Here is a 26,540-nt window from a genome sequence, read left to right as displayed (position 1 = left end):
GAGACGAGCCCGTGTCAGACCAGCCCATGATTGAGATCACCCTCGACGGCGCGCCCCGCACCATTGAGGCGGGCAGCACGGGGGCGCTCCTCCTGCAGGACGCCGTCAAGAAGGACGGCGTCGTCGCGATGCGCGTCAACGGCGAGCCCTGGGACCTGGAGCGCCAGGTGCCTGCCGGCGCCGTCGTCGAGCCCATCACCCTGTCCAGCGAGGACGGCCTGAAAATCCTGCGCCACAGCGCCACCCACGTCATGGCGCAGGCCGTCCAGGAGATGTTCCCCGACGTGAACCTCGGTATCGGCCCCTTCATTACTGACGGCTTCTACTACGACTTCGGCGCCATCGACGCCGTCACCCCCGAGATGCTGCGCGAGATCGAGAAGCGCATGAAGCGGATCGTCAAGGAGGGGCAGCGCTTCGTGCGCCGCGACATCACCGAGGCCCAGGGGCGTGAGGAGCTGGCCGACCAGCCCTACAAGCTCGAGCTCATCACCACCAAGGGCGCGGGCGCCGAGGGCGCCTCGGTCGAGGTCGGCGCCGGCGGGCTCACCATGTACGACAACGTCCGACGCGACGGCAGCGTCGCCTGGACCGACCTGTGCCGCGGCCCCCACCTGCCCTCGACCCGCCTCATCGGGCAGGGCTTCGCGCTGACCAAGTCCTCGTCCGCCTACTGGAAGGGTGACCAGTCCGGCGACTCCCTCCAGCGGATCTACGGCACCGCCTGGGCCAGCAAGGACGAGCTCAAGGCGTACCAGACCCGCCTGGCCGAGGCCGCCAAGCGTGACCACCGCAGGCTCGGCGCCGAGCTCGACCTCTACTCCTTCCCCGAGGAGATCGGCCCCGGCCTGGTGGTCTTCCACCCCAAGGGCGCCATGCTGCGCCACCAGATCGAGCAGTACGTCGTCGACCGCCACCTGGACTACGGCTTCGACTTCGTCCACACCCCCGAGATCTCCAAGGGCGGGCTCTTCCACACCTCGGGCCACCTGCCGTACTACGCCGACACCATGTTCCCCCCCATGCTCGCCGACGAGGAGCGTGACGCCGAGGGCAATATCACCAAGGCCGGCCAGGAGTACTACCTCAAGGCCATGAACTGCCCGATGCACAACCTCATCTTCCGCTCCCGAGGACGCTCCTACCGCGAGCTGCCGCTGCGCTTCTTCGAGATGGGCCACGACTACCGCTACGAGAAGTCCGGCGTCGTCCACGGGCTCACCCGCATGCGCGGCTTCACCCAGGACGACTCCCACACCTACTGCACCCCGGAGCAGGCCGGTGAGGAGATCCGCGCCCAGATCGACTTCTTCCTGTCGATCCTCAAGGCCTTCGGGCTGACCGACTTCTACCTCGAGCTGTCCACCCGAGACGAGGACGGCGCCAAGAAGGACAAGTTCATCGGCTCCGACGCCGACTGGGCCGCCGCCACGCAGGCCCTCCAGAACGCCTGCGACGCCTCCGGGCTGGAGGTCGTCCCCGACCCGGGCGGCGCCGCCTTCTACGGCCCCAAGGTCTCGGTGCAGGTCAAGGACGCCATCGGACGGACCTGGCAGATGTCCACCATCCAGTACGACTTCAACCAGCCCGAGCGCTTCAACCTGGAGTACACGGCCGCCGACGGCACCCACCAGCGCCCCATCATGATCCACTCGGCCAAGCTGGGCAGTGTGGAGCGCTTCATCGGAGTGCTCACCGAGCACTACGCGGGCGCCTTCCCCGCCTGGCTCTCCCCGGTGCAGGTCCGTCTCATTCCCGTGGCCGAGGCCTTCGACGCCTACGTCGACGACGTCGCCGCCCAGCTGCGCGCCCAGGGAGTGCGAGTCGAGGTGGACCACTCCGATGACCGCTTCGGCAAGAAGATCCGCAATGCCTCCAAGGACAAGATCCCCTTCACCCTCATCGCCGGGGGAGAGGACGCCGAGGCCGGCGCCGTCTCCTTCCGGTTCCGTGACGGCCAGCAGACCAACGGCGTGCCCGTGAAGGAGGCCGTGGCCCACATCGTCCGTGTCATCGACGCCCGTATCAACGACCCGGCGGGGGAGAAGCTGCACAGTGACTGAGGAAGCGACTGGAGATACGATCAGCGCCCCCGGAGTCGGCGACGACGTTGAGATGGAGGCGCCCTTCTACCACGAGGGCGCTCCGCAGGCCTTTCAGCGTCTGTGGACCCCTCACCGCATGGTCTACATCGGGGGGCAGAACAAACCCTCGGACGACACCCCCGAACAGTGCCCGTTCTGCACGGGGCCGGATCGCCGTGACGACGAGGCTCTCATCGTCCACCGGGGCGAGACCAGCTACGTCATCATGAACCTCTACCCGTACAACACCGGCCACCTGCTGGTATGCCCCTATCGGCACATCTCCGACTGGACCGAGGCCACCGCGGCCGAGCGTCAGGAGATCGGTGAGCTGACCGCCACCGCCATGAGTGTCGTGCGCTCGGTGAGCCGCCCCCACGGATTCAACCTGGGTATGAACCAGGGCGAGGTCGCCGGTGCGGGGATCGCCGCTCATCTCCACCAGCACATCGTGCCGCGCTGGAAGGGAGACGCGAACTTCATGCCCATCATCGGTCGGACCAAGCCCGTGCCCCAGCTGCTCGGCGAGCAGCGGGACATGCTCGCCGCCGCCTGGCCCGCCCGTACCGGGCAGCCCGGGGACTGATCCCCCTGGCCCTCCTCGGTGAAGTCCGTCAGGCTGAGGGCAACCCCGTCCGTCTCAGTCCCGCCCGCTCCATCACGGCTCGTCTCTCCGACTACTCACCCGAGACCTAAGGACCTCATGCTCGGCAACCATGGCCGCGGCCTGACCAAGGCCCTGTTCACCCGCCCCGCCCTCGCGCTCGGGCGGCTCGGGGTGACGCCCAACATGCTCACCGTCACCGGAACGGCCCTGTCCGTGACGGCAGCGGTCACCCTGCTGCCGCAGGGGCACTTCGTGGCCGGACCCCTCGTCCTGCTCGTGGTGCTGGTGGCCGACTCCTTCGACGGCATTCTGGCCCGAGCCACCGGGAAGAGCTCGGTCTTCGGAGCCTTCCTGGACTCCACCATGGACCGCCTGGCCGACGGCGCCGTCCTGGGCTCCCTGGCGGCCTGGGCGGCACTGTCCATGCCGGCCGGCGTGCTGCGCACCGTGACTGTCGTGGCGGCCCTGGCCGCCGTCGTCACCGCGGCCACTGTCCCCTATGCCCGAGCGCGGGCCGAGTCCATCGGCGCCACCGCCTCCGTGGGGATCGCCGAGCGCACCGACCGGCTCCTCGTAGCGCTCGGCGCCACCTTCATCGTGGGGCTCGGGGCCCCCCAGTGGGTGCTCACCATCGGGCTCCTCTACGTGGCGGTCGCCTCCTTCATCACCGTGATCCAACGCGTGCGCACCGTCCACCAGCAGTCCCGGCAGGCGGGTGATCCGGCATGAGGCTGCGCCTGTCCGCCGTCTCCGGCGCCTACCGCCTGGCCTGGCGAGGTACTCGACACCTGCCTGCGCCGGTGGGCTACGGCCTGGCGCACACCGTTGCCGACGCGCTGTGGGTCTGGCAGCGCCTGAGGCGCAGCACCACCGGGGTGGGACAGCTCGAGCGCAACCTGTCGCGCATCCTCCCTGCGGGGACGCCGCCACGTGCCCTGCGCCGGGCCACACGAGCAGGAATGCGCTCCTACATGCGCTACTTCTACGAGGCCTTCGCCCTACCCGGAATCACGCCGGAGCAGGTCCTTGCGCGTGTACGCACCGACGTCGACCCCCGGCTGCATGAGGACGTGCGCGAGGGCAGCATCGTCATGGCGCTGCCGCACATGGGCAACTGGGACCTCATCGGAGCCTGGGCATGCCGCGAGCTCGCCACCGTTCTGACCGTCGCCGAACGTCTGGAGCCCGAGGATCTCTTCGAGCAGTTCGTCTCCTTCCGTCAGTCACTGGGCATGCGCATCATCGGTCAGGCCCACGGGGAGAAGGTCTTCGACCGTCTCCTGGAGACGGCGAGCCAGGGACACTACGTCGTCGCGCTCCTGGCCGATCGAGATCTGTCCTCGGCCGGCATCACAGCGCAGCTGGGCGGTGCCACCGCACGGGTGGCCGCCGGTCCCGCGGCGATCGCCCAACGCCTGGGGCGTCCCCTGTACGCCGCCTCGATCCACTACGAGCCACTGATCGGTGAGCGGCGCCGTCGCGCGGGATCGCCCTGGGGACTCGTGCTGACCGCCCGCAGGGTTCCGGCGCCGCAGAATCTGGAGGGACGCGAGCAGGTCGCGGCGCACACTCGCGCCTGGGTCGCCGAGCTGGACCCCTTGATCGCCGAGCACGCCGAGGACTGGCACATGCTCCAGCCCGTCTTCGACGCCGACCTGGATCAGGAACGCCTCGCTCGCAGCCACGCCCGTGAGCAACAGGCCGTCCACGAGGAGGACGCATGAGGATCGGTATCGTCTGCCCCTACTCCTTCGACGCTCACGGAGGAGTCCAGGTTCACGTCATGGACCTGGCCGGTGAGCTCTTCCGGCGCGGCCACGAGGTCCAGGTCCTTGCACCGGCCTCCCAGGACACCGACCTGCCGGACTGGGTCACCAGCGCCGGTGACTCCATCGCCATTCCCTACAACGGCTCGGTGGCGCGACTGAACTTCGGCGCTCTCGTGGCCAGGCGGGCCCGACGCTGGCTGGAGGCCGGGGACTTCGACATCCTTCACATCCACGAGCCCATCACCCCCAGCGTGGGGATGCTGGCCCTCCAAGCCGCCACCGGACCGGTCGTGGGCACCTTTCACGCCGCCATGGACCGCTCACTCGCCCGTGAGCTGCTGAGCCCGGCGACGGTGCCGCTCATGGAGAAGCTCTCGGCCCGTATCGCCGTCTCGGAGGAGGCCCGCCGCACCCTCATCCAGTACCACGGTGGCGACGCCGTCGTCATTCCCAACGGCGTCAACGTGAAGCCCTTCGCCGACGCTCCCAAGGACGACCCCCGATTCCGGGGTACGGATGAGATCCCCACCATCTCCTTCCTGGGGCGCCTCGACGAGCCCCGCAAGGGACTGCGAGTCCTGGCCGATGCCATCCCGGCGGTGCTGGAGTCGGTGCCGGGTGCGCGCTTCCTCATCGCAGGTCGTGGGCAGGCCCAGGAGATCCGCGACGAGCTGGCCCACTTCGGTGAGTCCGTGGTCTTCCTGGGAGGAGTCAGTGATGAGGACAAGGCCGCCATGCTGGCGTCGGCCAGCTGCTACGTGGCTCCGCAGACCGGAGGGGAGTCCTTCGGCATCGTCCTGGTGGAGGCCATGGCCGCAGGTACCCGGGTCATCGCCTCCGACCTCAAAGCCTTCTCCGACGTGCTCGGCGAGGGCCGTTACGGGGCGCTGTTCCGCAACGAGGACGGCGATGACCTGGCCCGGGTCATCATCAACACCCTGCAGGACGTGACGGCAGCCCAGGCCCGCACCCAGGCGGCCTCCCAGGTGGTCGGGCGCTATGACTGGTCCGCGGTCACCGACGAGGTCCTCGATGTCTACGACATGGCCCTGTCCACCGCTCACACCCGGGTGGAGCCCGCCCCCGGTTCGCGCACCATGCTGGGTCGTCTGCGCGATGCCCTGGACGACTAGAAGCTGATCTCAGGAGTGATGAGGAACCGACCATGGCAACCATGACGACGGCCATGACACAGGCCATCGATATCCCCGCCGGTGCAACGACGGCAATGCCGGCGCCTTCCTCCACGGGGGCCGGCGCGATGACGGCTCCGATATGGAGCATTGTCGTGCTGCTGGTCGGGCTGGCCGTGGCCATTGGGTGGGCGCTCTACGCCAGGGCGGTGCGGGTGGACCGGCTGCACCGGCAGGTACTGGGCTCCCGGGCCACGCTTGAGGCTCAGCTCGTTCACCGGGCCGAGGCCGCGGCGGAGCTGGCCACCGTCCCGGCGCTGGATCCGGCCTCCGGACTGCTGCTCAGCAGGGCCGCTCGCGAGGCGCTGGATGCCGAGGGGCCTATCGTCGACGACGGTCTGGACAGCTCCGCGCCGCTCGAGAGCACCCCCCATCCTCATCCTGCTTCCGGCGGCGAGGCGCTCCCTGCGCCGACCACCCGCAGTCGAGCCCTCATCGAGTCCGACCTCAGCCGGGTCCTGCGGACAGTGGTGTCCGAGTCCGCGCGTCGCGACCTGTCCGCTGACCCGCTGAGCGTGTCGGCACTCAACCGTCTGGACCGGGCCTGCTCACGCCTGGTCCTGGCCCGCAGGTTCCACAACACCCACGTCAGCGAGGCCCAGGTGCTCAGGGCGCGCCTACTTGTTCGGATGTGTCACCTGGCTGGGCACGCCCCCATGCCCCAGACCTTCGATGCCGACGACGACACCACCCCTGAGATGCAGCCGGACCACGACGACGAGGTGCAAGTGAGGTGAATCGATGAGCATGCCTCCCAGTCCCTGGGCCCCCCGCCCCGGTTACCGGCGCTCCAGCGCCCTACCGCAGACCCCGGCCGACTCCGGCTCCCTTTCCGGATCCGGGCAGCGTTACCAGGTTCATCGTGAGAGTCGTGATGCGGATCGTTCACGTTCCTCGGCTCCTGAGGACGGCCGGCAACAGTCCGAGCAGGTGGCCTCTCTCATTCCATCCGGCATCCCGGCGATCGTCGGGGCGATTGTCATGATTGCCGCGATCATTGTCTTCTCCCTGTGCACCCTGTATGTCTTCGCAGGGCTCCGCAGGGACTTCGGCCCGGTCGTGCTCCCATCGTTCCAGCTGGCTCTCATCCCGTTAGCCGGGGTGCTTGTGGCCACGATGCTTCTAGCGGGAGTGTTCTGGTACGTCCGCTGGGAGCCCAGGCCCCCCGGTCTGTTCACGGCGGTCACTCTCATGGTGGCATTCCTGTGGGGGACGAGTGTCTCCACGCTCTGCTCGTTGGTGGTCAACGTCTGGGTGGCTCAGGTCATTACAGAGGCCATGGGGGATCCGGGTGCGGCCGGGGTGATTTCAGCACCTCTGGTCGAGGAGATGACCAAGGGGCTGGGCGTCCTGTTCGTCTTCCTCATCTGGCGCCGGACGATCAACGGCACGATCGATGGGGTCGTGTACGCGGCCTTCACTGCCGCAGGGTTCGCCTTCGTTGAGAATATTCTCTACTTCGTTCAGGGATGGGAGTACGTGGGGAGCATCTTCGTCATGCGGGGAGTCTTGTCCCCGTTCGCTCACCTGACGTTCACTGCCTGCACGGGGGTAGCCATCGGCGTTTCCTCTCGCCGCCGGTCTCAGTACGCGTGGGCGTGGATGGCTCCCGTGGGCCTGGTCGGTGCGATTCTGCTTCACGCGACCTGGAACGGGTTCGTCGCGGTGAACTTCGGGGTGTATCTGCTGCTTCAGTTCCCGTTCTACGCTCTGTGTGCCGGACTGGTCTCGTGCCTGCGCTGGAGTGAGCGTCGGTCCATGCGCCGTGGGATAGAGGACTACGCCCGCGCCGGCTGGTTTTCCCCGGCCGAGGTTCAGATGCTCGCCACCGGTGCAGGGCGTCGGGCGGGTAGACGGTGGGCCGCCACCAGGGGGCCACGGGCCTCAGCGGCCATGAACACCTTCCAGAAGGGTGCCGCGGAGCTCGCTCAGCTGCGCCAGCAGGCCGTGGACAGTCATGATCGAGGTGAGCTCTCCGTCAAGGAGACCGAGCTGCTCGACCGGATCAGCTCAGCGCGACGAACCTTCCTCGGAGCCGGGTAGAAGGCGGCAGGAGCCAACGGATGTCTTGAGACGGTTCGGGTCTCACTGCGTGAGCACCTGGGGGCGTTCGGGAGGCACGGGGTAGCATGCGTGGCATCAGTATCTTTTCACGGAGACGTCGCTGCCGCCCCGGTGCGGAGGCGACGGCTCACGGCCGGAGGACCACGATTGAGTACAGAGCAGACCACCCCCAGCACCGGAACCCTCACCGTGAAGCGCGGCATGGCGGACATGCTCAAGGGCGGCGTCATCATGGACGTCGTCACGCCCGAGCAGGCCCGTATCGCCCAGGACGCGGGAGCCGTTGCCGTCATGGCCCTCGAGCGCGTCCCCGCCGACATTCGAGCCCAGGGCGGCGTTGCCCGCATGAGCGACCCCGACCTCATCACAGGCATCATCGAGGCTGTCTCCATCCCGGTGATGGCCAAGGCCCGTATCGGCCACTTCGTGGAAGCGCAGGTCCTCCAGAGCCTCGGTGTGGACTACATCGACGAGTCCGAGGTCCTCACCCCTGCCGACTACACCCACCACATCGACAAGCAGTCCTTCACCGTTCCTTTCGTCTGCGGAGCCACCAACCTGGGTGAGGCGCTGCGCCGCATCACTGAGGGCGCGGCCATGATCCGGTCCAAGGGTGAGGCCGGCACTGGGGACGTCTCCAACGCAGTGACCCACATGCGTACGATCCGCGACGAGATCCGCCGCCTGACCTCGCTGCCCGAGGACGAGCTCTACGTGGCCGCCAAGGAGCTCGCCGCCCCTTATGAGCTCGTCGCCGAGGTCGCCCGCACCGGGCACCTGCCCGTCGTGCTGTTCACCGCCGGCGGTATCGCCACTCCGGCCGACGCCGCCATGATGATGCAGATGGGGGCCGAGGGCGTCTTCGTGGGCTCGGGCATCTTCAAGTCCGGCGACCCCGCCAAGCGGGCCGCCGCCATCGTGCGCGCCACCGCGCAGTTCGACGCCCCCGACGTCATCGCCGAGGTCTCACGCGGACTGGGAGAGGCGATGGTGGGGATCAACGTCGACGAGATCCCCGAGCCCCACCGCCTGGCGGAACGCGGCTGGTGACCGGCTCCCCGCAGGGCGCCGGACACCCCGCCGATGACGCGGACTGCGGCTCCGCCGGCGGCCTGGTCGACGGACGTCACCCGGTGCTGGTCCCCGAGGACTGGGACCAGCACCTCGACAGCGCCGAGTGGAGCCTGGGCGACGACGGCCTGCCCTTCAGAACGGCTGCCCGGGTTCTGGCCGTGACCCAGGACGGCGAGGTACTGCTGCTGGTGGGGCATGACGCCGCGGACCCGAGCCACAGCTGGGTCTTCACCCCGGGAGGAGGACTCCGCAGCGGCGAGGACCCCCGTGCCGGAGCCGTGCGTGAGCTGGTCGAGGAGTCCGGGATCGAGGTCGCCCCCGCCGACCTGGAAGGGCCCATCGCCCACCGGGAGGCGGTCTTCCGCTTCGCCTCCGTCACATGCCGCCAGGACGAGCTCTTCTTCCTCCTGCACCTGCCGACCACGCGCCCGATCAGGAAGGACGGCTGGACCTCCCTGGAGCGAGACGTCGTCGACTCCATCTCGTGGTGGAACGTGGAGCAGCTGCAGGCCGCCCAGGAGCGGGGACAGGAGATCTACCCGGTGCGCCTGCCCGAGATCGTGGAGGAACTCGCCTCCGGCTGGAACGGCCGGCGCTTCGATCTCACGGATCCGGTGGACTGCGAGGTCCTGGCCGAGCTGGCGAGCACCCCGGACCGTCACTGCGACCCCACCACCGAGGAGTCAGATGACTAACCCGAATCACTCCCACCACCCGACTCACACGATGGATGCCCGCCACCCTCGGGCGCTCTTCCCCGCACTCGTGCCGCCCGACTCCCGTCCCACCATCGGGGTCCTGGCCCTTCAGGGAGACGTACGCGAGCACTCCTTGGCCCTCGAGGCGTCTGGAGCGCGCCCCGTCGTCGTACGCCGCGCCACCGATCTGGGGCGGAGCCCGGGAGACAGGATCGACGCCCTGGTGATCCCCGGCGGGGAGTCGACCACCATGAGCACGCTGCTGGTCGCCTTCGGCATGCTTGAGCCCCTGCGCGAGCTGATCGGCGCGGGCCTGCCCGCCTACGGGTCGTGCGCCGGGATGATCATGCTGGCCGACCGCGTCGAGGGGGCGCAGAAGGGACAGGCGTTCCTGGGCGGCATCGACATGACCGTGCGCCGCAACGCCTTCGGCCGTCAGGTGGACTCCTACGAGGAGGACCTCACCGCTCCAGCACTGGGCGCGGGGCAGGACCGACCGTTGCGGGCCGTCTTCATTCGGGCGCCCTGGGTGGAGGAGGTGGGGCCGGACGTCGAGATCCTCGCCACGACCCGCGCAGGACGTGCGGCTGGGGTCGGTGGGGCCGACGGCGGTAGGATCGTCGCGGTTCGTCAAGGGGCCCTGCTCGCCACGTCCTTCCACCCGGAGGTCGGAGGTGACCACCGGGTTCACGACGTCTTCGTCTCCATGGTGACGCGCCGGGCCTGAGTACGTTCGGCCGCGCCCTCATCATCGACTCCCAAGGAGCACTTATGTCGGGTCACTCCAAGTGGGCCACCACCAAGCACAAGAAGGCCGCCATTGACGCCAAGCGCGGCAAGCTCTTCGCACGCCTCATCAAGAACATCGAGGTCGCCGCCCGTACCGGCGGTGGTGATCCCACCGGTAACCCCACCCTGTTCGACGCCATTCAGAAGGCCAAGAAGAACTCCGTGCCGGCGGACAACATCACCCGCGCCGTCAAGCGCGGCAGCGGTGAGGAGGCCGGTGGCGCCGACTGGCAGACCATCATGTACGAGGGCTACGGCCCCGGCGGGGTCGCCTTCCTCGTCGAGTGCCTCACCGACAACCGCAACCGGGCCGCCTCCGACGTGCGCGTCGCCTTCTCCCGCAATGGCGGGAACCTGGCCGACCCGGGCTCGGTGGCCTACAACTTCACCCGTAAGGGCGTCGTCGAGGTCGCCAAGGCCGACGGAGTGGACGAGGACTCCATCCTCATGGCCGTCCTGGACGCCGGCGCCGAGGAGGTCGAGGACATGGGCGAGTCCTTCGAGATCTACTCCGAGCCCAGCGACATCGTCGCCGTGCGTACCGCTCTGACGGATGCGGGGATGGACTACGACTCCGCCGAGGTCCAGTTCGTCGCCGGAACCAAGGTGGAGGTCGACGTCGAAGGCGCACGCAAGGTCTTCCGCCTCATCGACGCCCTGGAGGACTCCGACGACGTCCAGAACGTCTACACCTCGGTGGACCTCAGCCCAGAGGTGGCCGCCAAGTTCGCAGGCGGCGAGGACTGAGCCCCTGGACGTCGCCGGCTCTCGGCCGCGTTCGGCTCGCGCCGTCGTCGCCCAGCAGCGGGTCCTGGGAATCGATCCCGGGCTGACCCGCTGCGGTCTGGGATGCGTGGACGTCGACCCTCGCCGTCAGGTCCGTCTGGTGGAGGTCGGCGTGGTTCGGACTCCGCCGTCTCAGAGCCCCGAGCTGAGGCTCCTGACCATCACGGAGGCCATTGAGGACTGGATCGCCCGTCTGGGTCCCTCCGTGGTGTCCATTGAGCGGGTCTTCGCGCAGGACAACCTGCGCTCCGTCATCGGGGTCGCCCAGGTGATGGGCACCGCGATGGCCACTGCGGCGCGCGCAGGGCTGGAGGTCGCCCAGCACACGCCCAGCGAGGCCAAGGCCGCCGTCACCGGCTCGGGGACTGCGGACAAGACCCAGGTCCAGGCCATGGTCACCCGCATTCTCGGCCTTGATGCGCCGCCCCGGCCGGCAGATGCCGCAGACGCCCTGGCCCAGGCGATCTGCCACGGTTGGCGCGGAGGCGGGACGGGAACGGATGATGCCACCGAGATGGTCTCCGCCGGGGGAGCGGTGCGCGTCTCGGCCCGCACGCCGGCTCAGCGTCAGTGGGCCGCCGCCCAGGCGGCGGCCCGGCGCACCGGCGCCGTCGACCCGCGACGGGTGCGGCGCTGAGGACTCTGCCGGACCCGGGCTGCTAGGATCCGAACGTCTGTTCGAGTCCGTCCTCGTCCGCCGAATCGGCACAAGACCGCTCGACCCGCTGAGAACATCCAGGAGAAGCTGCCCATGATCGCCTCCCTGCGTGGCACTGTCCTCAGTGTCGGCCTGACCGGTGCCGTCATTGAGACCGGCGGTGTCGGCATGAGCATCCAGGCCACACCCACCACGCTGTCCGGCCTCAGGGCCGGTGAGGAGGCCCTCGTTCACACCGAGCTGGTCGTCCGTGAGGACTCGCTGACGCTCTTCGGCTTCGCCGACACCGATGAGAGGGACAGCTTCCGCACCCTGATGAGCGCCAAGGGGGTCGGAGCCAAGCTGGCGCTGGCGATGCTGGCCGTCCACACCCCCAATGCTCTCAGGCGGGCCATCGCCTCCCAGGACGTCGCCGCCCTCACCCGGGTGCCCGGCCTCGGCCCCAAGGGCGCTCAACGCGTCATCCTGGACGTGGCCGACAAGCTGGGCCCCGTCACCGGGGATGATCTCGGCGCCGCCCGTGCGGCTTCGGAGACTGCTGGAGGGCAGGAGAGCGCGACCGACGGAGGTCCGGAGCCCCACGCCGACGTCGTCGCCGCCCTGGTGCAGCTCGGCTGGAACGAGGCCAGCGCGCGCCAGGCCGTCACCTCCGTGACCTCCGATGCCGCGGCCGACCAGGAGCCGGACACGGCGGCAGTGCTACGGGCCTCCCTGAGATGGTTGGGAGGCGGGCACCGTGGCTGAGCCGGATGAGCTCGACCGGCAGCGCCTGGTCGGTGGTGGTGCCGATGCCACCGAGCGTGCCGCCGAGGCGGCCCTGCGGCCCAAGCGTCTGGAGGACTTCACCGGGCAGGAGGTGGTGCGCGGCCAGCTCTCGGTGGTGCTGCGCTCCGCCCTGGCCCGCGGGGTGACGGCTGACCACGTTCTCCTGTCGGGGCCGCCCGGGCTGGGCAAGACCACGCTGGCCATGATCATCGCCGCCGAGGTGGACGGCTCCCTGCGCCTGACCTCGGGGCCGGCCATTCAGCACGCCGGAGACCTCGCGGCCATCCTGTCCTCCCTGGAGGAGGGCGACGTGCTGTTCATCGATGAGATCCACCGCCTGGCGCGGACCGCCGAGGAGATGCTCTACCTGGCGATGGAGGACTTCCGTGTCGACATCGTCGTGGGAAAAGGACCCGGCGCCACCTCCATCCCCCTGTCCCTGCCCCCCTTCACCGTCGTCGGAGCCACCACGAGGGCAGGTCTGCTGCCCGCGCCGCTGCGAGACCGCTTCGGCTTCACCGGCCACCTCGACTACTATGGGCCGGGTGAGCTCACCCGGATCCTCACGCGCAGTGCGGGGCTGCTGGGCGTGAGCCTGGAGGCGGACGCCGCCAAGGAGCTGGCCTCTCGCTCACGTGGCACGCCTCGTATCGCCAACCGGCTGCTGCGGCGCGTCCAGGACTGGGCGGAGGTTCACGGACAGCCCGGCCGACTCGACCTGGTGGCGGCCCGCGGCGCCCTGGACGTCTTCGAGGTCGATGCCCTCGGGCTGGACCGCTTGGACCGGCAGGTGCTCGAGGCCCTGTGCACCCGGTTCGGCGGTGGCCCGGTGGGGTTGACGACGCTGGCGGTCAGCGTGGGGGAGGAGCCCGAGACGGTGGAGACCGTGGCCGAGCCGTACCTCGTGCGTGAGGGGCTGGTGGTTCGTACCCCACGGGGGCGGGCGGCCACGCCGGCGGCCTACAGCCACCTGGGACTTGAGCCCCCAGCCGACGGATCATTGTTCTCCTGAGCGACAACCGGGTAATGTGATGATTTTGTAACCGGTTGGTACCCAGTTGTGCCCGACCACTCGCCGACGGTAGGTAAGCGTCTGGCCCGCGTGCCATAGACTCGCCACCGCCGGCCTGTGACAGTCGTAGGTCTGCATCAGCCGAGACTGCCTAGTCGAAACGGAGAGGCCTCCATGTCGTCGTATTTCATCTGGATCATGCTCATCGGGATGCTCCTGATGATGTGGTTCGTCAGCCGCAGGCAGCGCGCGATGCAGGAGGAGCAGAAGCGCCGCACTGAGAAGGGTCTGGTTCCCGGCAACTGGGTTCGCACCATCGGCGGCTTCTACGGGACGGTCGTCGAGGTCGACGGTGACGTGGTCACCCTGGCCACGCCGCTGGGTGACGAGACCCTCTGGAGCAAGCGGGCGATCGCCGCCATCGAGGAGCCTCCCTTCGGCTCCGCCTCCGCCCACGAGGAGCCCGGCTCCGACGTCGCGCAGGCCGGTGACGACATCCGTGAATCCGAGCAGGACGCGGCCGAGCCGCAGTCCTGATATCGGCGAACCGACCACACTCCCACGACGTCGGCGTGACAGCGCTTAGCGGCGCCCTACAGACTCCGCCTGCGCTTGGTGACCCGTCTCGCTGAGTCCGCCGGACTCGGTGCGCCTCTCGGCGGTGTCCGCCAAGCATCCCAGCCCCACACCCACCTCAGCCTTCGGGCCATGCGCTCGAGTTCACTCCACCCCAGGAAGGGACCACGTGTCCAGTAAGCAGCGAACGCGCCCAGGGCGCCGCCTCCTGATGTTCATCCTCGTCCTCGTCATCGGTTTCGGCGCTCTGGTGGTGGGAAACATGAGGCACAAGGCCTCACTCACCCCCGGACTCGCCCTCGATCTCGAGGGCGGTACCCAGCTCATTCTGACGCCCACGACCTCCGACGGCTCGGCGATCAGTGACAGCGATGTTGAGCAGGCCATCGAGGTGATCCGCCAGCGCGTGGACGCCTCCGGCGTCTCCGAGGCCCAGATCTCCCGCCAAGGCGGTCAGAACATCGTGGTCTCGCTGCCCGGAAAGCCCAGCCAGACCACCCTGGAACTGGTGCGGACCTCTGCCGTCATGTACTTCCGCCCGGTCCTGCGCGTCCTGGAGGGCAGCGCCCAGCAGGCTGCCAAGAACATCGCCAGCCAGAACCCCTCCGGCGCGCCAACCCCGGCCCCCACCGCACAGCCCACGGCCCAGTCCACGGCGCAGCCCACGGCGCAGCCCAGGACCCCCGAGGAGATCGCCAAGCAGCTGGCGGACGTCAACCAGGACGGTGTCATCTCCTCTGACCCGCTCCCCGCCCAGGACAAGACGAACTCATCGGATTCCTGGATCACCGAGAAGCTGCTCTACGACGGCTACATGACCGACTGCACCGACCCGAAGAATCTCACGGGGCAGACGCAGGATCCCAAGGTCGCCGTCATCTCCTGCTCCAAGGAGGCCGGTTCCCAGCACCGCGGCGCCTACATCCTCGGCCCGGCTGAGATCAGCGGAACCGAGCTCAAGAGCGCCAACTCGGGTCTGGAGACCGACTCCCGCGGTCAGGCCACCAACCAGTGGGTCGTCTCGTTGGCCTTCAACGCTGACGGCACCAAGAAGTTCTCCGAGCTGTCCAAGCGGCTGCTGACCTACCGCGACCAGGCGAGTGCCGCCGGTGCGCAGGGCGCTCAGAACCCACAGGCCCAGCACATCGGGGACAAGGCCCAGTTCGCCATCGTCCTGGATGGCCTGACCGTCATGGCCTCCGGTTTCAATGAGTCCGTCCACTCGCCGATCACCGACGGCCGGGTCCAGATCACCGGCAACTTCAACCAGAATCAGGCCAACACGCTGGCCAACCAGCTGTCCTTCGGCTCGCTGCCGCTGAGCTTCACGGTTCAGTCCGAGCAGCAGATCTCCGCCACGTTAGGAACTGAGCAGCTGCGCAACGGCCTGATCGCCGGGCTCATCGGCTTCGCTCTCATCATCCTCTATCTGGCCTGGCAGTACCGCGGCCTGGCGGTGGTGGCCGTAGCCTCTCTGGTGGTGGCCGCAGCCGGCACCTACCTGGTCATCGCGGCACTGAGCGCGACCATGGGCTACCGCCTGTCCCTGGCGGGAGTGGCCGGACTCATCATCTCCATCGGCATTACGGTCGACTCCTTCATCATCTACTTCGAGCGAGTCCGTGACGAGGTGCGTCAGGGACGGACTCTGAGGACCGCGATCGATGAGGGGTGGAAGCACGCCAGGCGCACGATCCTCGTCTCCGACGCCGTCAACCTCGTGGCCGCGATCGTCCTGTACTTCCTCGCCGTCGGCGGGGTGCAGGGATTCGCCTTCACCCTGGGAGTGACCACGTGCGTGGACCTGGCCATCATCATCCTCTTCACCCACCCGTTGATGGAGTGGATCATCCGCTTCCGCTTCTTCGGTGAGGGGCACCGGCTCTCCGGTCTTGACCCCGAGCACCTCGGGGCGACGTCCTCGACCTACGGCAAGGGGCGCGAGGCCGTCGCCGACCGCATGGCCGGGTCGCTGGCGCGCCGCAAGGCCGAGGCCCGCAGGAGCGCCGAGAGCCCCGACGGTGCCGCTGATGAGGCCGACGGCGAGACCGTCGATGATGAGGTCGAGCAGCAGGAGGCCGACGCGGTCGATGCCACGGCCGACAAGGGAAAGGACGGTGAGACGAAGTGAAGTCTCTCGCCACGCTCGGTAACGAGCTCTACTCGGCCAAGACGTCCATCGCCTTCGTCGGCAAACGACGGATCTGGTACTTCATCGCCGTCGTCATCATCCTCGGCTCGGCCACGCTCCTGGCTACCGTAGGACTCACCCCGGGAATCGACTTCAAGGGCGGATCGGAGATCACAGTCACGGGACTGTCCACTCCTTCCGAGCGTCCCGCCAACGAGGTCCTCTCCAAGAGCGACCTGGCGGCCAGCTCCTCGGTGACCACCATGGGGTCGACATCGGTACGGGTGCAGACCAACCAGCTGAGCAAGCAGCGCCTTGACTCGCTGGCCGGTGAGCTCGCCACCGCCTACAAGACCGACGCCTCCAACGTCTCAGCGACGACCGTGGGGCCGACCTGGTCCTCCGACGTCACCAAGAAGGCGATTCGAGGACTGGTCCTGTTCTTCATCTTCGTCGGACTGCTCATCTGGGCATACTTCCGCACCTGGAAGATGGCGGCGGCGGCCCTGCTCGCCCTGTGCCACGACATCGTCGTCACCGTGGGCATCTACGCCCTGTCCGGATTCGAGGTCACCCCGGCCACGATCATCGGTGTGCTGACGATCCTGGGATACTCCCTCTATGACACTGTCGTGGTCTTCGACAAGATCCGCGAGAACACCGAGGGCTTCGAGTCCCAGAGCCGATCCACTTACGCCGAGCTCGCGAACCTGGCGGTCAACCAGACCTTCATCCGTTCGATCAACACCTCCGTGGTCGGTGTGCTCCCGGTGGCCTCGCTTCTGTTCGTCGGCGCCTTCATCCTGGGCGCAGGAACGCTGCGCGACATCGCTCTGACGCTGTTCATCGGCATGATCGCCGGCACCCTGTCCTCGATCTTCCTGGCCACGCCTCTCCTCGTGGACCTGCGCTCACGCGAGAAGCGCATCAAGGACCAGGCCGCCAAGGTCGCCGCAGCACGCCAGCACCGTCGGGAGGAGGCCGGCGACGACGTCGAGGAACTGGCTAAGATTGACGCGGCTCCGGCCGCCTCACCCGTCACCCCCGGCCACCACCTCGGCGTGGCGGCTCAGCCAAAAAGGAAGAAGAAGCGCGGATGACCGCTCCCGTGGCCCATTCCGAGACGGTTCCCGAGTCTCTGACCAGGCTGGTCATGAGCCACCTGCGTGAGATTCCCGATTTTCCCGAGCCGGGGGTCCTCTTCCGGGACATCACTCCGCTCCTGGCCGACGGACCTGCCTTCGCCGGTCTCGTCGACGGCCTTGCCGATCACTATCGCGGTCGGATCGATGCGATCGCGGGACTCGAGTCGCGCGGCTTCATCCTGGCGGCGCCCTTGGCGGTTCGGCTCGGGATCGGGATGATCACGGTGCGCAAGGGCGGCAAGCTGCCCGGACCGGTCATCGGCGTGGACTACTCCCTGGAGTACGGCACCGCCCGGATGGAGCTGCGGCCCGAGACCGTCACCCGGGGCGCACGCGTTCTGGTCATCGACGATGTTCTGGCCACAGGTGGGACGGCCGCCGCGTCCATCTCCCTCATTGAGCAGGCCGGCGCCTCGGTGGAGGCCATCTGCATGCTTCTGGAGCTGGCAGATCTCGGCGGTCGCCGACAGCTCCAGGGGCGTCAGGTCGACTCGGTCGTCATCTTCTGAGACACGAATCGAGCGGCTCATCCGCTTCCTGCTTCCCCACACCCACGGCTGATTCCTGTGTGGTGTCGCGTCGCCCTGCCGCGCGACACCACACGGTCGGCAGCAGTGCCGGCACGCCTCGGTGTGCCGGCCGCTATATGATGCGTCAATGACGGAGACGAAGAGCACCCCGGACACGTCAGGCGACAGTGTTGTCCCCGGCTCGCGCGTGCGCAGCCGTCTGGCGTGGTTCGGCTCCCGGGGACACTCCACACCAGCGGCCATCGAGCCGCTGCTGCGAGCGGTGCGCGCCAACCACCCCAAGGCGGACACGAGCCTCATCGTGCGCGCCTACGAGGTGGCTGAGAAGGCTCACTCCGGCCAACGACGCAAGTCCGGGGAGCCCTACATCACCCACCCGGTGGCAGTGGCGACCATCCTCGCCGAGCTGGGGATGACGGCCCAGACCCTGGCGGCGGCCGTCCTGCACGACACCGTGGAGGACACCGACTACACCCTTGAGCGCCTGCGCGCCGACTTCGGTGACGAGATCAGCCTGCTCGTTGACGGCGTCACCAAGCTCGACAAGCTCCAGTACGGGGAGGCCGCCCAGGCCGAGACGGTGCGCAAGATGATCATCGCGATGTCCAAGGACATCCGGGTCCTGGTCATCAAGCTCGGCGACCGTCTTCACAACGCCCGTACCTGGAAGTACGTCTCCGCGGAGAACGCCGCGCGCAAGGCCAAGGAGACCCTGGAGATCTATGCGCCCCTGGCCCACCGCCTGGGAATGAACACGATCAAGTGGGAGCTGGAGGATCGTTCCTTCAAGGCCCTCTACCCGGGCGTGTACGAGGAGATCGAGCACATGGTGGCCGAGCGGGCCCCGGCTCGCGAGGAGTACCTGCGCCAGGTCCGCCTTCAGATCGAGGAGGATCTGAGGGTCAACAAGATCAAGGGCGCCGTGACCGGGCGACCCAAGCACTACTACTCGATCTATCAGAAGATGATCGTGCGGGGGAAGGACTTCGACGACATCTACGACCTGGTCGCGGTCCGGGTCATTGTCGACACCGTCCAGGACTGCTACGCGGTGCTCGGTTCCCTGCACTCGCGCTGGACCCCCATGAGTGGGCGGTTCAAGGACTACATCGCCGTCCCCAAGTTCAACCTCTACCAGTCGCTGCACACGACTGTCGTGGGGCCGGGGGGTAAGCCGGTGGAGATCCAGATCCGTACCCACGAGATGCACCGCATGGCCGAGTACGGCGTGGCCGCGCACTGGCGTTACAAGGAGGATCCCAACGCCTCGGGCCCCAGCGCCCTGGGAGGCAGACCCGGGGACTCCGACCAGGGCGACATGGGCTGGCTGCGCCAGCTCGTCGACTGGCAGAAGGAGACTCAGGACCCCTCCGAGTTCCTCGACGCCCTGCGCTACGAGATGGCCGGGGACCAGGTCTACGTCTTCACCCCCAGGGGTGATGTCCTGGCCCTGCCCGCTGGAGCCACTCCGGTGGACTTCGCCTATGCCGTCCACACCGAGGTCGGCCACCGCACCGTGGGGGCGCGCGTCAACAGCCGGCTGGTGCCCCTGGACACGCGCCTGGAGAACGGTGACACGGTGGAGGTCTTCACCTCCAAGGCCATCAACGCCGGTCCCTCGCGTGACTGGCTCACCTTCGTCGCCTCGACCCGGGCCCGCAACAAGATCCGTTCCTGGTTCTCCAAGGAGCGCCGCGAGGAGGCCATTGAGGAGGGCAAGGGCGCCATTGCCCGAACCCTGCGCAAGCAGAACCTTCCCCTTCAGCGCCTCATGAGCCACGAGACTCTCATGAACGTGGCCAAGACCCTCGACAAGGTCGACATTGACGGCCTGTACGCGGCAGTGGGTGAGGGGCACGTATCCGCTCAACATGTCGTTGACACCCTGGTGGCCACCATGGGTGGGGAGGACGGTGCCGAGGAGACTCTTGCGGAGGGGATCCTGCCCACTCGGGCGACAGCGCACCGGCGTCCACGAACAGCCGATGCCGGAGTCGTCGTTGCCGGCATGGATGAGGGCGACGTCTACGTCAAGCTGGCGCGCTGCTGCACCCCCATGCCGGGAGATCCCATCGTCGGCTTCATCACCCGGGGCTCGGGTGTCTCAGTGCACCGGGCCGACTGCCAGAACGTCGATCAGCTCCAGCGCGAGCCCGAGCGTCTCATCACCGTCTCCTGGGCGGATCACGCCCAGTCCGCCTACCTGGTCCAGGTGGAGGTCGAGGCCCTGGACCGCGGGGGCCTGCTGGCCGACATCACCCGGGCGCTGGCAGACAGTCACGTCAACCTTGCGAGCGCCAGCATCGCCACGAGCCGGGACCGGGTCGTCACCGGACGGTTCGTCGTCGAGCTGGCCGAGGTCGGGCACCTGGACCATACGCTGGCGGCGCTGCGACGCATCGACGGCGTCTTCGAGGCGCGCAGAAGCCTGTCCACGACGCGCCGTCGATGAAAAGGACTGAGGACGAGTGGTGCCACTTGACGACGGATCGTTACGCGGCATCTAGCCTGGCACCACTGACTCTTCGTAAATAGGACTTGCCAGAGCCATCGGCAGCTGCCTCCATAACGGCAAGCTGGTCGAATTCATCCAGTAAGGACGGCCAACGATTCTTGCGAAGGCGAAAGGCGATGACGGATGTTACATGCTCCCCTTTGAAGCCTTCGGGAGAAAACTTAATCCTGCGTCGATCGGAAGAAAGTATGACAAGGCTGTCGGCCCGCCATAGATTGCTTGAATAATTATGTGAGTATAAGTATTCATGTGAGTATAAGTACGACTCGATGTCTTCGAAGTCGATTCGGGTTGTCCCGTCAAGGAAGGAATGCTTCTCGATGTATCCTGGTCCGACCTCGATGTAATTAATGCTTGTTTGGAGGAATACTCCACCTCCTAAAGTGATGAGTATGATGGCGATCACGAGCCATATGGTGGCGACGCCGGTGTCGTCGTCAGAAAATGAAGGGTTGATCCATCGCCTGCAGCCGAGCCAGAGGGCGACTAGGCCGATAAATAACACTCCTCCGCCGCCGAGCAACTGATATTGTGGCGGTTTTGATCGTGCAACGCCATCTTCTGTCATGGCGGAGCCGGTCACTCGGTCGAAGTGGTCCAATCCCAGCCTGATGATGATGCCGAGTATCATAGCAAGACCAAGAGGGAATGGAATATTCTTCACGTTGACAACGTTAGTTTCTTCTGCAGGGAGTTGTGAACGGCTTCACTGAAGGCGTAATGAAGGCTATGACTGGTGCCCGCGGTGGTGACTCGAATCAATTTTCTTCGAAAATGTGTCGCTGTTTACTGGTGGAATACGACGGACTCGATGATGTGCCGCGCCCGCGGGCAGCCTCTGCTGGCTGCCCCACGACAGTGGTTGAGCGTCAGCAGGAGACGGACTCGACTCACTCCGTGGTCGCGGGCGGTCATGACGGCTTGCACGGCCTGCACCGGTGGCCCCAGGCGGGCGATGTCGACGGCGGCTCGGGCGATCGTGGCGCAGGTGATGCCACCGATCACGGTCGTGTCGCAGTGGGGCAGTCTGCCTCGTCTGGTCACCAGGTAGGGCAGCCGGCTTCGACGACCTCCGGGTAGACACACCTCCAGCGTGTCGGGCGGAGTGCCACCGACGTGCACCCACAGGGCGGTGCCGGCCAGAAGGACGCCCCGGCAGGGCAGGGCGGCGGCAACGGCCCGCATACGTCCCTCCGCCGAACGCAGGGTATCGGCCGGTTGCAGGTTGCCCAGGATGTTGACCAGCAGTCGGGCGTCAAGTCCGGCGCACCTGAGCACCTGCATGTCCTGGGTCGGAAGCGTGCCCAGAACGGGGGAGAGCGGGCGGGCGGACAGGTGGGCCACGGCGGCGTGACCGGGAACCGGGACGAAACGAGGCATAGGCCATCGTGGACTTCTCCCGGTTGCCGGCGCCACAGCGAACCGGCCGCCTGTGGATAACCTTGTCGTGTGTGCGAGGAGTTGACCCTCACGCGGCGGGAGGCGTCACGGTGGACTGGATGCACTAGGACACCAACCAGCCGGAGCAGGCGCTGAGGAAGGAGACACGGTGAAGGATTCCGAACGGCGTCACAACGACGGAGTTGGGAGACGTGACACAGCAGCCGACACCGTGGACAACGCCGCGTCCAACGACGCGGACATCGCCATGACGGTCGGTGAGGTCTCAACGTTCCTGGGCGTCAGTGTCCGGGCGCTGCACCACTGGGACGAGTCCGGTCTGGTGCATCCGTCTCGACGCAGTGACGCCGGGTACCGGCTCTACTGCGAGACGGACATCATGCGCATCCAGCAGGTCCTCGTCTACCGGCAGACCGGCATGAGCCTGGCCGACATCAAGACAGTCCTTGATGAGCCGTGCGCTGACGCGGTCACGCACCTGCGCCGTCAGCGTGAGCTGGTGCAAGGACAGATCTCCCACCTGCAGCAGATGCTCAGCTCGATTGACATGGTGATGGATATACAGCAGTCGGGAGCGAGGATCTCCGTGGCTGAGATGGCGGAGATCTGGGGGACCGACTGGGACCCCGTCTATATCGAGGAGGCCCACGCTCGGTGGGGTGACACTGAGGAGTGGGCCGAGTCCTATCGGCGCAAGGCCCGGATGTCTCGCGCCGACTGGGAGCGGGCGCACGAGGAGACTGTCGCCCTGGAGACTGCGCTGGCCGAGGCGATGCGCAGTGGCGTCGAGCCGGGCAGCCCCGAGGCCAATGCCCTGGCGCGGTGGCACCGCAAGGACTTCAACCGGTGGTTCGAGGTCTCCGCCTCCAAGCAGGTCATCATCGCCCGCGGCTAAGTGGCGGACGAGCGCTACGCCCGGTACTACGACAAGCGCGCGCCAGGGCTGGCGTCCTGGCTCAAGGACGTCATCGACGCCTGCGCCAGGTCTGAGGGACTGGACCCCGCGACCGCCGCCTGGGAGTAGCAGTTCTCCCGACGACGGACGCCAGGACGAGACAAGAGGCGGGGCCGACACCAGTGGGTGGTGTCGTCCCCGCCTCAGGCGCTCCTTGAGTCTCAGAGCTGTGCGGAACGTGCTCGGGTCAGGCCTTGGCCGAGCGCAGCACCTGCTCGAGCCAGGCCCGGCGAGCCGTCAGAGCGGCCTCGGCCTCGGCGATCTTCTTGGCATCGCCGGCAGCCTGGGCGGCAGCCAGGTCCTTCTCCAGGCCGGCAATCGCATCCTGGAGCTGACCGGCCAGGCCTTCGGCGCGGGCCTTGGTCTCCGGGTCGGTGCGGCGCCACTCGGCGTTCTCGGCCTCGCGGATGGCGTCCTCGACGGCGCGCATGCGGCCCTCGATGCGGCGCACGGCTCCGCGGGGGACCCGCCCGGCCTCCTCCCACGCGTCCTGGATGGGGCGCAGGGCCTTCTTGGCGGCCTTGATGTCCTTGATGGGCAGGAGCGCCTCGGCCTTGGCCACCAGCGCCTCCTTGACCTTGAGGTTCTCGGCGAACTCGGCGTCGACGGCCTCGTCCTTGGCGCGGCGGGCGTCGTAGAAGACCTGCTGGGCAGCCCGGAAGCGGGCCCACAGGGCGTCGTCCTCCTTGCGGGAGGCGCGTCCGGCCTTCTTCCACTCGGCCAGCAGGTCGCGGTACTTCGCGGAGGTGCCGGCCCAGTCGGTGGAGTTCTGCATCTCCTCGGCGCGCTTGATGAGCGCCTCCTTGGCGGCCCGCACCTGCGCTTGCTTGGCGTCCAGCTCGCTGAAGAACTGGCGGCGGTGACGGTCGAAGGTGGTGCGCGCGTGGGAGAAGCGCTTCCACAGCCCGTCCTCGGTGGGACGGTCCAGGCGCGGCCCGCGCCGCTGCGCGGCCTTCCAGGACTCGAGCAGCTCACGCAGCTCGGCGCCGGAGTTCTTCCACTGCGTGCGGGCCGGGTCCTGCTCGGCGATGGCCTCAGCGCGCTCGACGATCGCCGTGCGCTCCTTGAGGGCCTGCTCCTTGGCGGCCGCACGCTCAGCGGACACGGCCTCGCGTCGCTCGGCGGCCACCGTCTTGAGCGCGGCGAAGCGGGCCCGCAGTCCCTCCAGATCGCCGACGGCGGCCGGCTCGGTCAGGGACTCGGAGATCGAGGACAGGGTCGAGTCGATCTCGCGGACGCTGAGCTGGGGCAGGCGGGTGGCGAACAGGTCGATGGTCGCCTTGAGATCCAGATAGCGGCGCACGTAGAAGGCCATGGCCTCGGCGATGGGAGCATCGGGGAACTGGCCGACCTCGCGCTCGGCGCCACCGTCCTGGACGTAGACCCGGCCCTCACCGTCGACGCGCCCCCACTTGGCGGCGTCCATGGCCTCCTGCGGGTCAACGGCCGGTTCGGCGGGCGCCGTGGAGGCCGCCGCCGGGGCGGGAACGTCGGCCGGGGTCGGTGTGTTCCCCTCCTGCGTGGTCTCCGTGGGCTCAGGATTCTCAGCCGACTCGGCCGGCCGCTCGTCCTGGGGGGTCTCCTTCGACCCGGAGTCGGCGGAGACCGGCTCGGCGCGCTCCTCAGTTGGTTCCTCAGTGGAATCGCCGGAGGGCTCATCGGTTCCCGACTCCATCGGGGCGGGAGCCGACGACGTCTCCGAGGTGCTGTCGGTCGCCGCGGGCGAGGTGGACTCGGCCTCCGGAACGGGGGAGGTGGCGGCTTCAGGCGCCTGCTCCGTCGGGGTGGGCGCTGCCGACTCCTCGAGGACGGTCGGCTGGATGGTCTGCTCAGTGTCGGGCTGGTTCCGCTCAGTCACGGGATGCTCCTTCATGGGTTGACGGGGAGGGAGCGGCGTGACCGCTCCGTTCCGTTCGCGCCCGGCTCTCAAGCCGGGTGGTGGTGACGTGCCGTCGGAGGACGGCAGTGCCGAGAGTCTACGTTCCTGCCGGCAGCATTCACCATCCTTCGCCCCACCGATTTCAGTTGATTCGTTGAGCGCCGATGCCCCTGACGAGCGGGCCGGTGTCGGCTCCCCAAACCTCGTCGACGCCTGGCGCTGTTAGCATGTGACCATGCTCGCGTGACTCGCCCCCGTGCCCCCACCGCCTCATGCCAAGGACGAGTCATGCCTGCGATCAGTTTCTCCCATGTCAGCTTCTCCTACACCTCCGCCCCCTTGCTGGAGAGCATCAACCTTACGGTCTCCGACGACGAACGCGTCTGCGTCGTCGGCCCCAACGGATCGGGGAAGTCCACGCTCCTGCGCCTGGCCACCGGCGAGCTGTCGCCTGACCACGGGACTGTCAGCATTCCCGAGCATCATGGCCCGCCGGCGGCCGACTCGGCGGAGTCGACTGCCACGTCGATCGAGGGCTACCTCGACGCCGTCTGCGCTGAGACCCTGGACGCGCTTGATCGTTTCGAGCGCATGGGCGAGGCCATTGCCCAGGCCGGAGCTGAAACCGGCTCCCTCGCCGAGGAATACGACTCGTTGCTGACCCGGCTTGAGTCGCTCGACGCCTGGAACCTGCCGGCTCGACGGGCTGAGGCGCTCGCCGGGCTGGGACTGGGGCAGGTGGACACAGGCCGCCTTGTCTCCTCCCTGTCACCGGGGCAACGGGGAAGGCTGGAGCTTGCCGCCCTGCTCCTGGTCTCTGGTCAGGCTCTGGTGCTCGACGAACCCACCAACCACCTGGATGCCGGTAGCAGCGACTACCTGAGCCAGATGATGGTGTCATGGCCCGGACCGGTCCTGTTCACCACCCACGATCGTGCCTTCATCGACGAGGTGGCCACCGCCGTCGTCGACCTCGACACAGCGCCGTGGCAGGCACTCGCCACCGCCTCCGGGGACAGCGGCCCCATGGGTGCCTACCGGTGCGCGGGGCGATACAGCGACTACCTCGTGGAGAAGGCGTACGCCAGGTCATCCCACCGCAGCCTTCACCAGCGTCAGCAGGAGCAGCGGCGCAAGCTCGCGCGTCACCGTCGCGACTCCGAGATCGTTGGGCACAGCGGGGCAGCGCCCCGGACCGAGGCCCGCATAGCCCGCAAGTTCTACGCCGACCGCGCCCAGCGCGTCTCCACCCGGCGCCAGACGCAGGACGACCGCCGGCTGGAGGCGCTCGCTAGTACCGAGGTGCGCAGGCCACGCTCCTACGAGCTGCGGCTGCGCCTGACTGAACCGGCACCGCGAAGAGGAATAGCGGTCTCGGCCCGGTCGGCCGCCGTACACGGGCGCCTTGCACCGGTCACGGTCGACGTCATGACAGGCGAGCACCTGCTGGTCACCGGCGTCAATGGGAGCGGGAAGTCCACGCTTCTGGCCTGGTTGGGTAGGCGGTCGGCGCCCACGGAGGACTCCAGCGGCAGCCTCACGGTATCCGGCTCGGTGTTCTGGATACCCCAGCACCTGCCGCGTCTCGGCGACCCTGGGGTGGATGAGGACGTGTGGGTCGAGGGGATCGGGGACCGTGGCCGGGGCGCTCTGCACCCGCGCCTGTGGAACCGTCCCCTCAGCGAGCTCTCCGACGGCAACCAGCGCCGCGCCCAGCTGGCCCTGGCCGCTGCTGCCGGGCCTGAGGTGCTTGTCATCGACGAGCCCACGAACTACCTGGACCTGGACGCCCTCGAGATGCTCGAGGCCGCTTTGAGGACATGGACGGGCACGCTCATCGTCGCCAGCCACGACCGCCGGCTCAGTGAGCACTGGTGGGGGCGACGGCTTCACCTTCGGTGAGCCAGCT

At 67.9% G+C, this 26,540-nt stretch carries 23 protein-coding genes and 1 pseudogene; 21 read left to right on the top strand and 3 right to left on the bottom strand.

Going from position 1 to position 26,540, the window contains the following annotated elements:
* The first annotated feature begins 11 nt into the window (after positions 1 to 11).
* From thrS to RIV12_RS01085, 19 genes are all read left to right on the top strand, one after another.
* The gene (gene thrS, locus RIV12_RS01175; RefSeq protein WP_309321612.1) at positions 12 to 2,063 is read left to right on the top strand and encodes a threonine--tRNA ligase; all 2,052 of its coding nucleotides are present in this window, start codon (positions 12 to 14) and stop codon (positions 2,061 to 2,063) included.
* Positions 2,056 to 2,670 (top strand): HIT family protein, encoded by a 615-nt coding sequence (locus RIV12_RS01170; protein ID WP_309321611.1) that lies wholly within the window; start codon positions 2,056 to 2,058, stop codon positions 2,668 to 2,670. The genes thrS and RIV12_RS01170 overlap by 8 nt, the downstream gene beginning before the upstream one ends.
* Before the next feature lie 117 nt (positions 2,671 to 2,787).
* Positions 2,788 to 3,420, top strand: coding sequence for a phosphatidylinositol phosphate synthase (pgsA, locus tag RIV12_RS01165; protein WP_075417005.1), 633 nt, complete (start codon positions 2,788 to 2,790; stop codon positions 3,418 to 3,420).
* The gene (locus RIV12_RS01160; RefSeq protein ID WP_309321610.1) at positions 3,417 to 4,415 is read left to right on the top strand and encodes a phosphatidylinositol mannoside acyltransferase; all 999 of its coding nucleotides are present in this window, start codon (positions 3,417 to 3,419) and stop codon (positions 4,413 to 4,415) included. The genes pgsA and RIV12_RS01160 overlap by 4 nt, the downstream gene beginning before the upstream one ends.
* A complete protein-coding gene (locus tag RIV12_RS01155; RefSeq protein WP_309321609.1) occupies positions 4,412 to 5,593 on the top strand; it encodes a glycosyltransferase family 4 protein in 1,182 nt (393 codons plus the stop codon). Before RIV12_RS01160 ends, RIV12_RS01155 begins: the two co-directional genes overlap by 4 nt.
* 32 nt (positions 5,594 to 5,625) lie before the next feature.
* Positions 5,626 to 6,390: a hypothetical protein gene (locus RIV12_RS01150; RefSeq protein WP_309321607.1), complete on the top strand. Its 765-nt coding sequence runs from the start codon at positions 5,626 to 5,628 to the stop codon at positions 6,388 to 6,390.
* 4 nt (positions 6,391 to 6,394) lie between these two features.
* Positions 6,395 to 7,696, top strand: a complete 1,302-nt coding sequence (locus RIV12_RS01145) for a PrsW family intramembrane metalloprotease (RefSeq protein ID WP_309321605.1) — start codon at positions 6,395 to 6,397, stop codon at positions 7,694 to 7,696.
* A gap of 168 nt (positions 7,697 to 7,864) precedes the next feature.
* Positions 7,865 to 8,767: a pyridoxal 5'-phosphate synthase lyase subunit PdxS gene (pdxS, locus tag RIV12_RS01140; RefSeq protein ID WP_075417001.1), complete on the top strand. Its 903-nt coding sequence runs from the start codon at positions 7,865 to 7,867 to the stop codon at positions 8,765 to 8,767.
* Between the two features lie 83 nt (positions 8,768 to 8,850).
* On the top strand, positions 8,851 to 9,486 hold the full coding sequence (locus RIV12_RS01135) for an NUDIX hydrolase (protein WP_309321651.1): 636 nt from the start codon (positions 8,851 to 8,853) through the stop codon (positions 9,484 to 9,486).
* A 31-nt stretch (positions 9,487 to 9,517) separates the two neighbouring features.
* Positions 9,518 to 10,216 (top strand): pyridoxal 5'-phosphate synthase glutaminase subunit PdxT, encoded by a 699-nt coding sequence (pdxT, locus tag RIV12_RS01130; protein WP_218638017.1) that lies wholly within the window; start codon positions 9,518 to 9,520, stop codon positions 10,214 to 10,216.
* A 44-nt stretch (positions 10,217 to 10,260) separates the two neighbouring features.
* Entirely contained in the window at positions 10,261 to 11,025 is a 765-nt protein-coding gene (locus RIV12_RS01125; protein ID WP_309321603.1) for a YebC/PmpR family DNA-binding transcriptional regulator, read from the top strand.
* Between the two features lie 70 nt (positions 11,026 to 11,095).
* A complete protein-coding gene (locus RIV12_RS01120) occupies positions 11,096 to 11,701 on the top strand; it encodes a crossover junction endodeoxyribonuclease RuvC (protein ID WP_256277504.1) in 606 nt (201 codons plus the stop codon).
* 114 nt (positions 11,702 to 11,815) lie between these two features.
* Complete coding sequence (gene ruvA, locus RIV12_RS01115; RefSeq protein ID WP_075416998.1) at positions 11,816 to 12,466, top strand: Holliday junction branch migration protein RuvA; 651 nt, start codon at positions 11,816 to 11,818, stop codon at positions 12,464 to 12,466.
* A complete protein-coding gene (gene ruvB / locus RIV12_RS01110; protein WP_075416997.1) occupies positions 12,459 to 13,499 on the top strand; it encodes a Holliday junction branch migration DNA helicase RuvB in 1,041 nt (346 codons plus the stop codon). Before ruvA ends, ruvB begins: the two co-directional genes overlap by 8 nt.
* Before the next feature lie 174 nt (positions 13,500 to 13,673).
* On the top strand, positions 13,674 to 14,036 hold the full coding sequence (yajC, locus tag RIV12_RS01105) for a preprotein translocase subunit YajC (RefSeq protein WP_309321601.1): 363 nt from the start codon (positions 13,674 to 13,676) through the stop codon (positions 14,034 to 14,036).
* A gap of 208 nt (positions 14,037 to 14,244) precedes the next feature.
* Positions 14,245 to 16,206, top strand: a complete 1,962-nt coding sequence (gene secD, locus RIV12_RS01100) for a protein translocase subunit SecD (RefSeq protein WP_309321599.1) — start codon at positions 14,245 to 14,247, stop codon at positions 16,204 to 16,206.
* Positions 16,203 to 17,306: a protein translocase subunit SecF gene (gene secF / locus RIV12_RS01095; RefSeq protein ID WP_309321597.1), complete on the top strand. Its 1,104-nt coding sequence runs from the start codon at positions 16,203 to 16,205 to the stop codon at positions 17,304 to 17,306. Before secD ends, secF begins: the two co-directional genes overlap by 4 nt.
* A complete protein-coding gene (locus tag RIV12_RS01090) occupies positions 17,303 to 17,860 on the top strand; it encodes an adenine phosphoribosyltransferase (RefSeq protein WP_309321596.1) in 558 nt (185 codons plus the stop codon). The genes secF and RIV12_RS01090 overlap by 4 nt, the downstream gene beginning before the upstream one ends.
* A gap of 148 nt (positions 17,861 to 18,008) precedes the next feature.
* Positions 18,009 to 20,333, top strand: coding sequence for a RelA/SpoT family protein (locus RIV12_RS01085; protein ID WP_075416993.1), 2,325 nt, complete (start codon positions 18,009 to 18,011; stop codon positions 20,331 to 20,333).
* A gap of 40 nt (positions 20,334 to 20,373) precedes the next feature.
* Here the strand turns inward: RIV12_RS01085 and RIV12_RS01080 are convergent, their stop codons facing one another.
* Positions 20,374 to 21,060 (bottom strand): hypothetical protein, encoded by a 687-nt coding sequence (locus RIV12_RS01080; protein ID WP_309321594.1) that lies wholly within the window; start codon positions 21,058 to 21,060, stop codon positions 20,374 to 20,376.
* Positions 21,061 to 21,182: 122 nt separating this feature from the next.
* Positions 21,183 to 21,776: a hypothetical protein gene (locus tag RIV12_RS01075; RefSeq protein WP_309321592.1), complete on the bottom strand. Its 594-nt coding sequence runs from the start codon at positions 21,774 to 21,776 to the stop codon at positions 21,183 to 21,185.
* A gap of 169 nt (positions 21,777 to 21,945) precedes the next feature.
* Between RIV12_RS01075 and RIV12_RS01070 the strand changes: the two are divergent.
* A pseudogene (locus RIV12_RS01070) lies at positions 21,946 to 22,821 on the top strand (MerR family transcriptional regulator).
* 118 nt (positions 22,822 to 22,939) lie between these two features.
* Here RIV12_RS01070 and RIV12_RS01065 read toward each other — a convergent pair.
* Positions 22,940 to 24,625, bottom strand: a complete 1,686-nt coding sequence (locus tag RIV12_RS01065; RefSeq protein WP_309321591.1) for a DUF349 domain-containing protein — start codon at positions 24,623 to 24,625, stop codon at positions 22,940 to 22,942.
* 294 nt (positions 24,626 to 24,919) lie between these two features.
* On the opposite strand from RIV12_RS01065, the gene RIV12_RS01060 reads away from it, so the two are divergent.
* On the top strand, positions 24,920 to 26,533 hold the full coding sequence (locus RIV12_RS01060; protein WP_428978898.1) for an ATP-binding cassette domain-containing protein: 1,614 nt from the start codon (positions 24,920 to 24,922) through the stop codon (positions 26,531 to 26,533).
* Positions 26,534 to 26,540: the final 7 nt, after the last annotated feature.

The organism is Actinomyces stomatis, assembly GCF_031292835.1.
GTDB lineage: Bacteria > Actinomycetota > Actinomycetes > Actinomycetales > Actinomycetaceae > Actinomyces > Actinomyces stomatis.
This window is presented reverse-complemented; position numbering and strand designations above follow the sequence as displayed.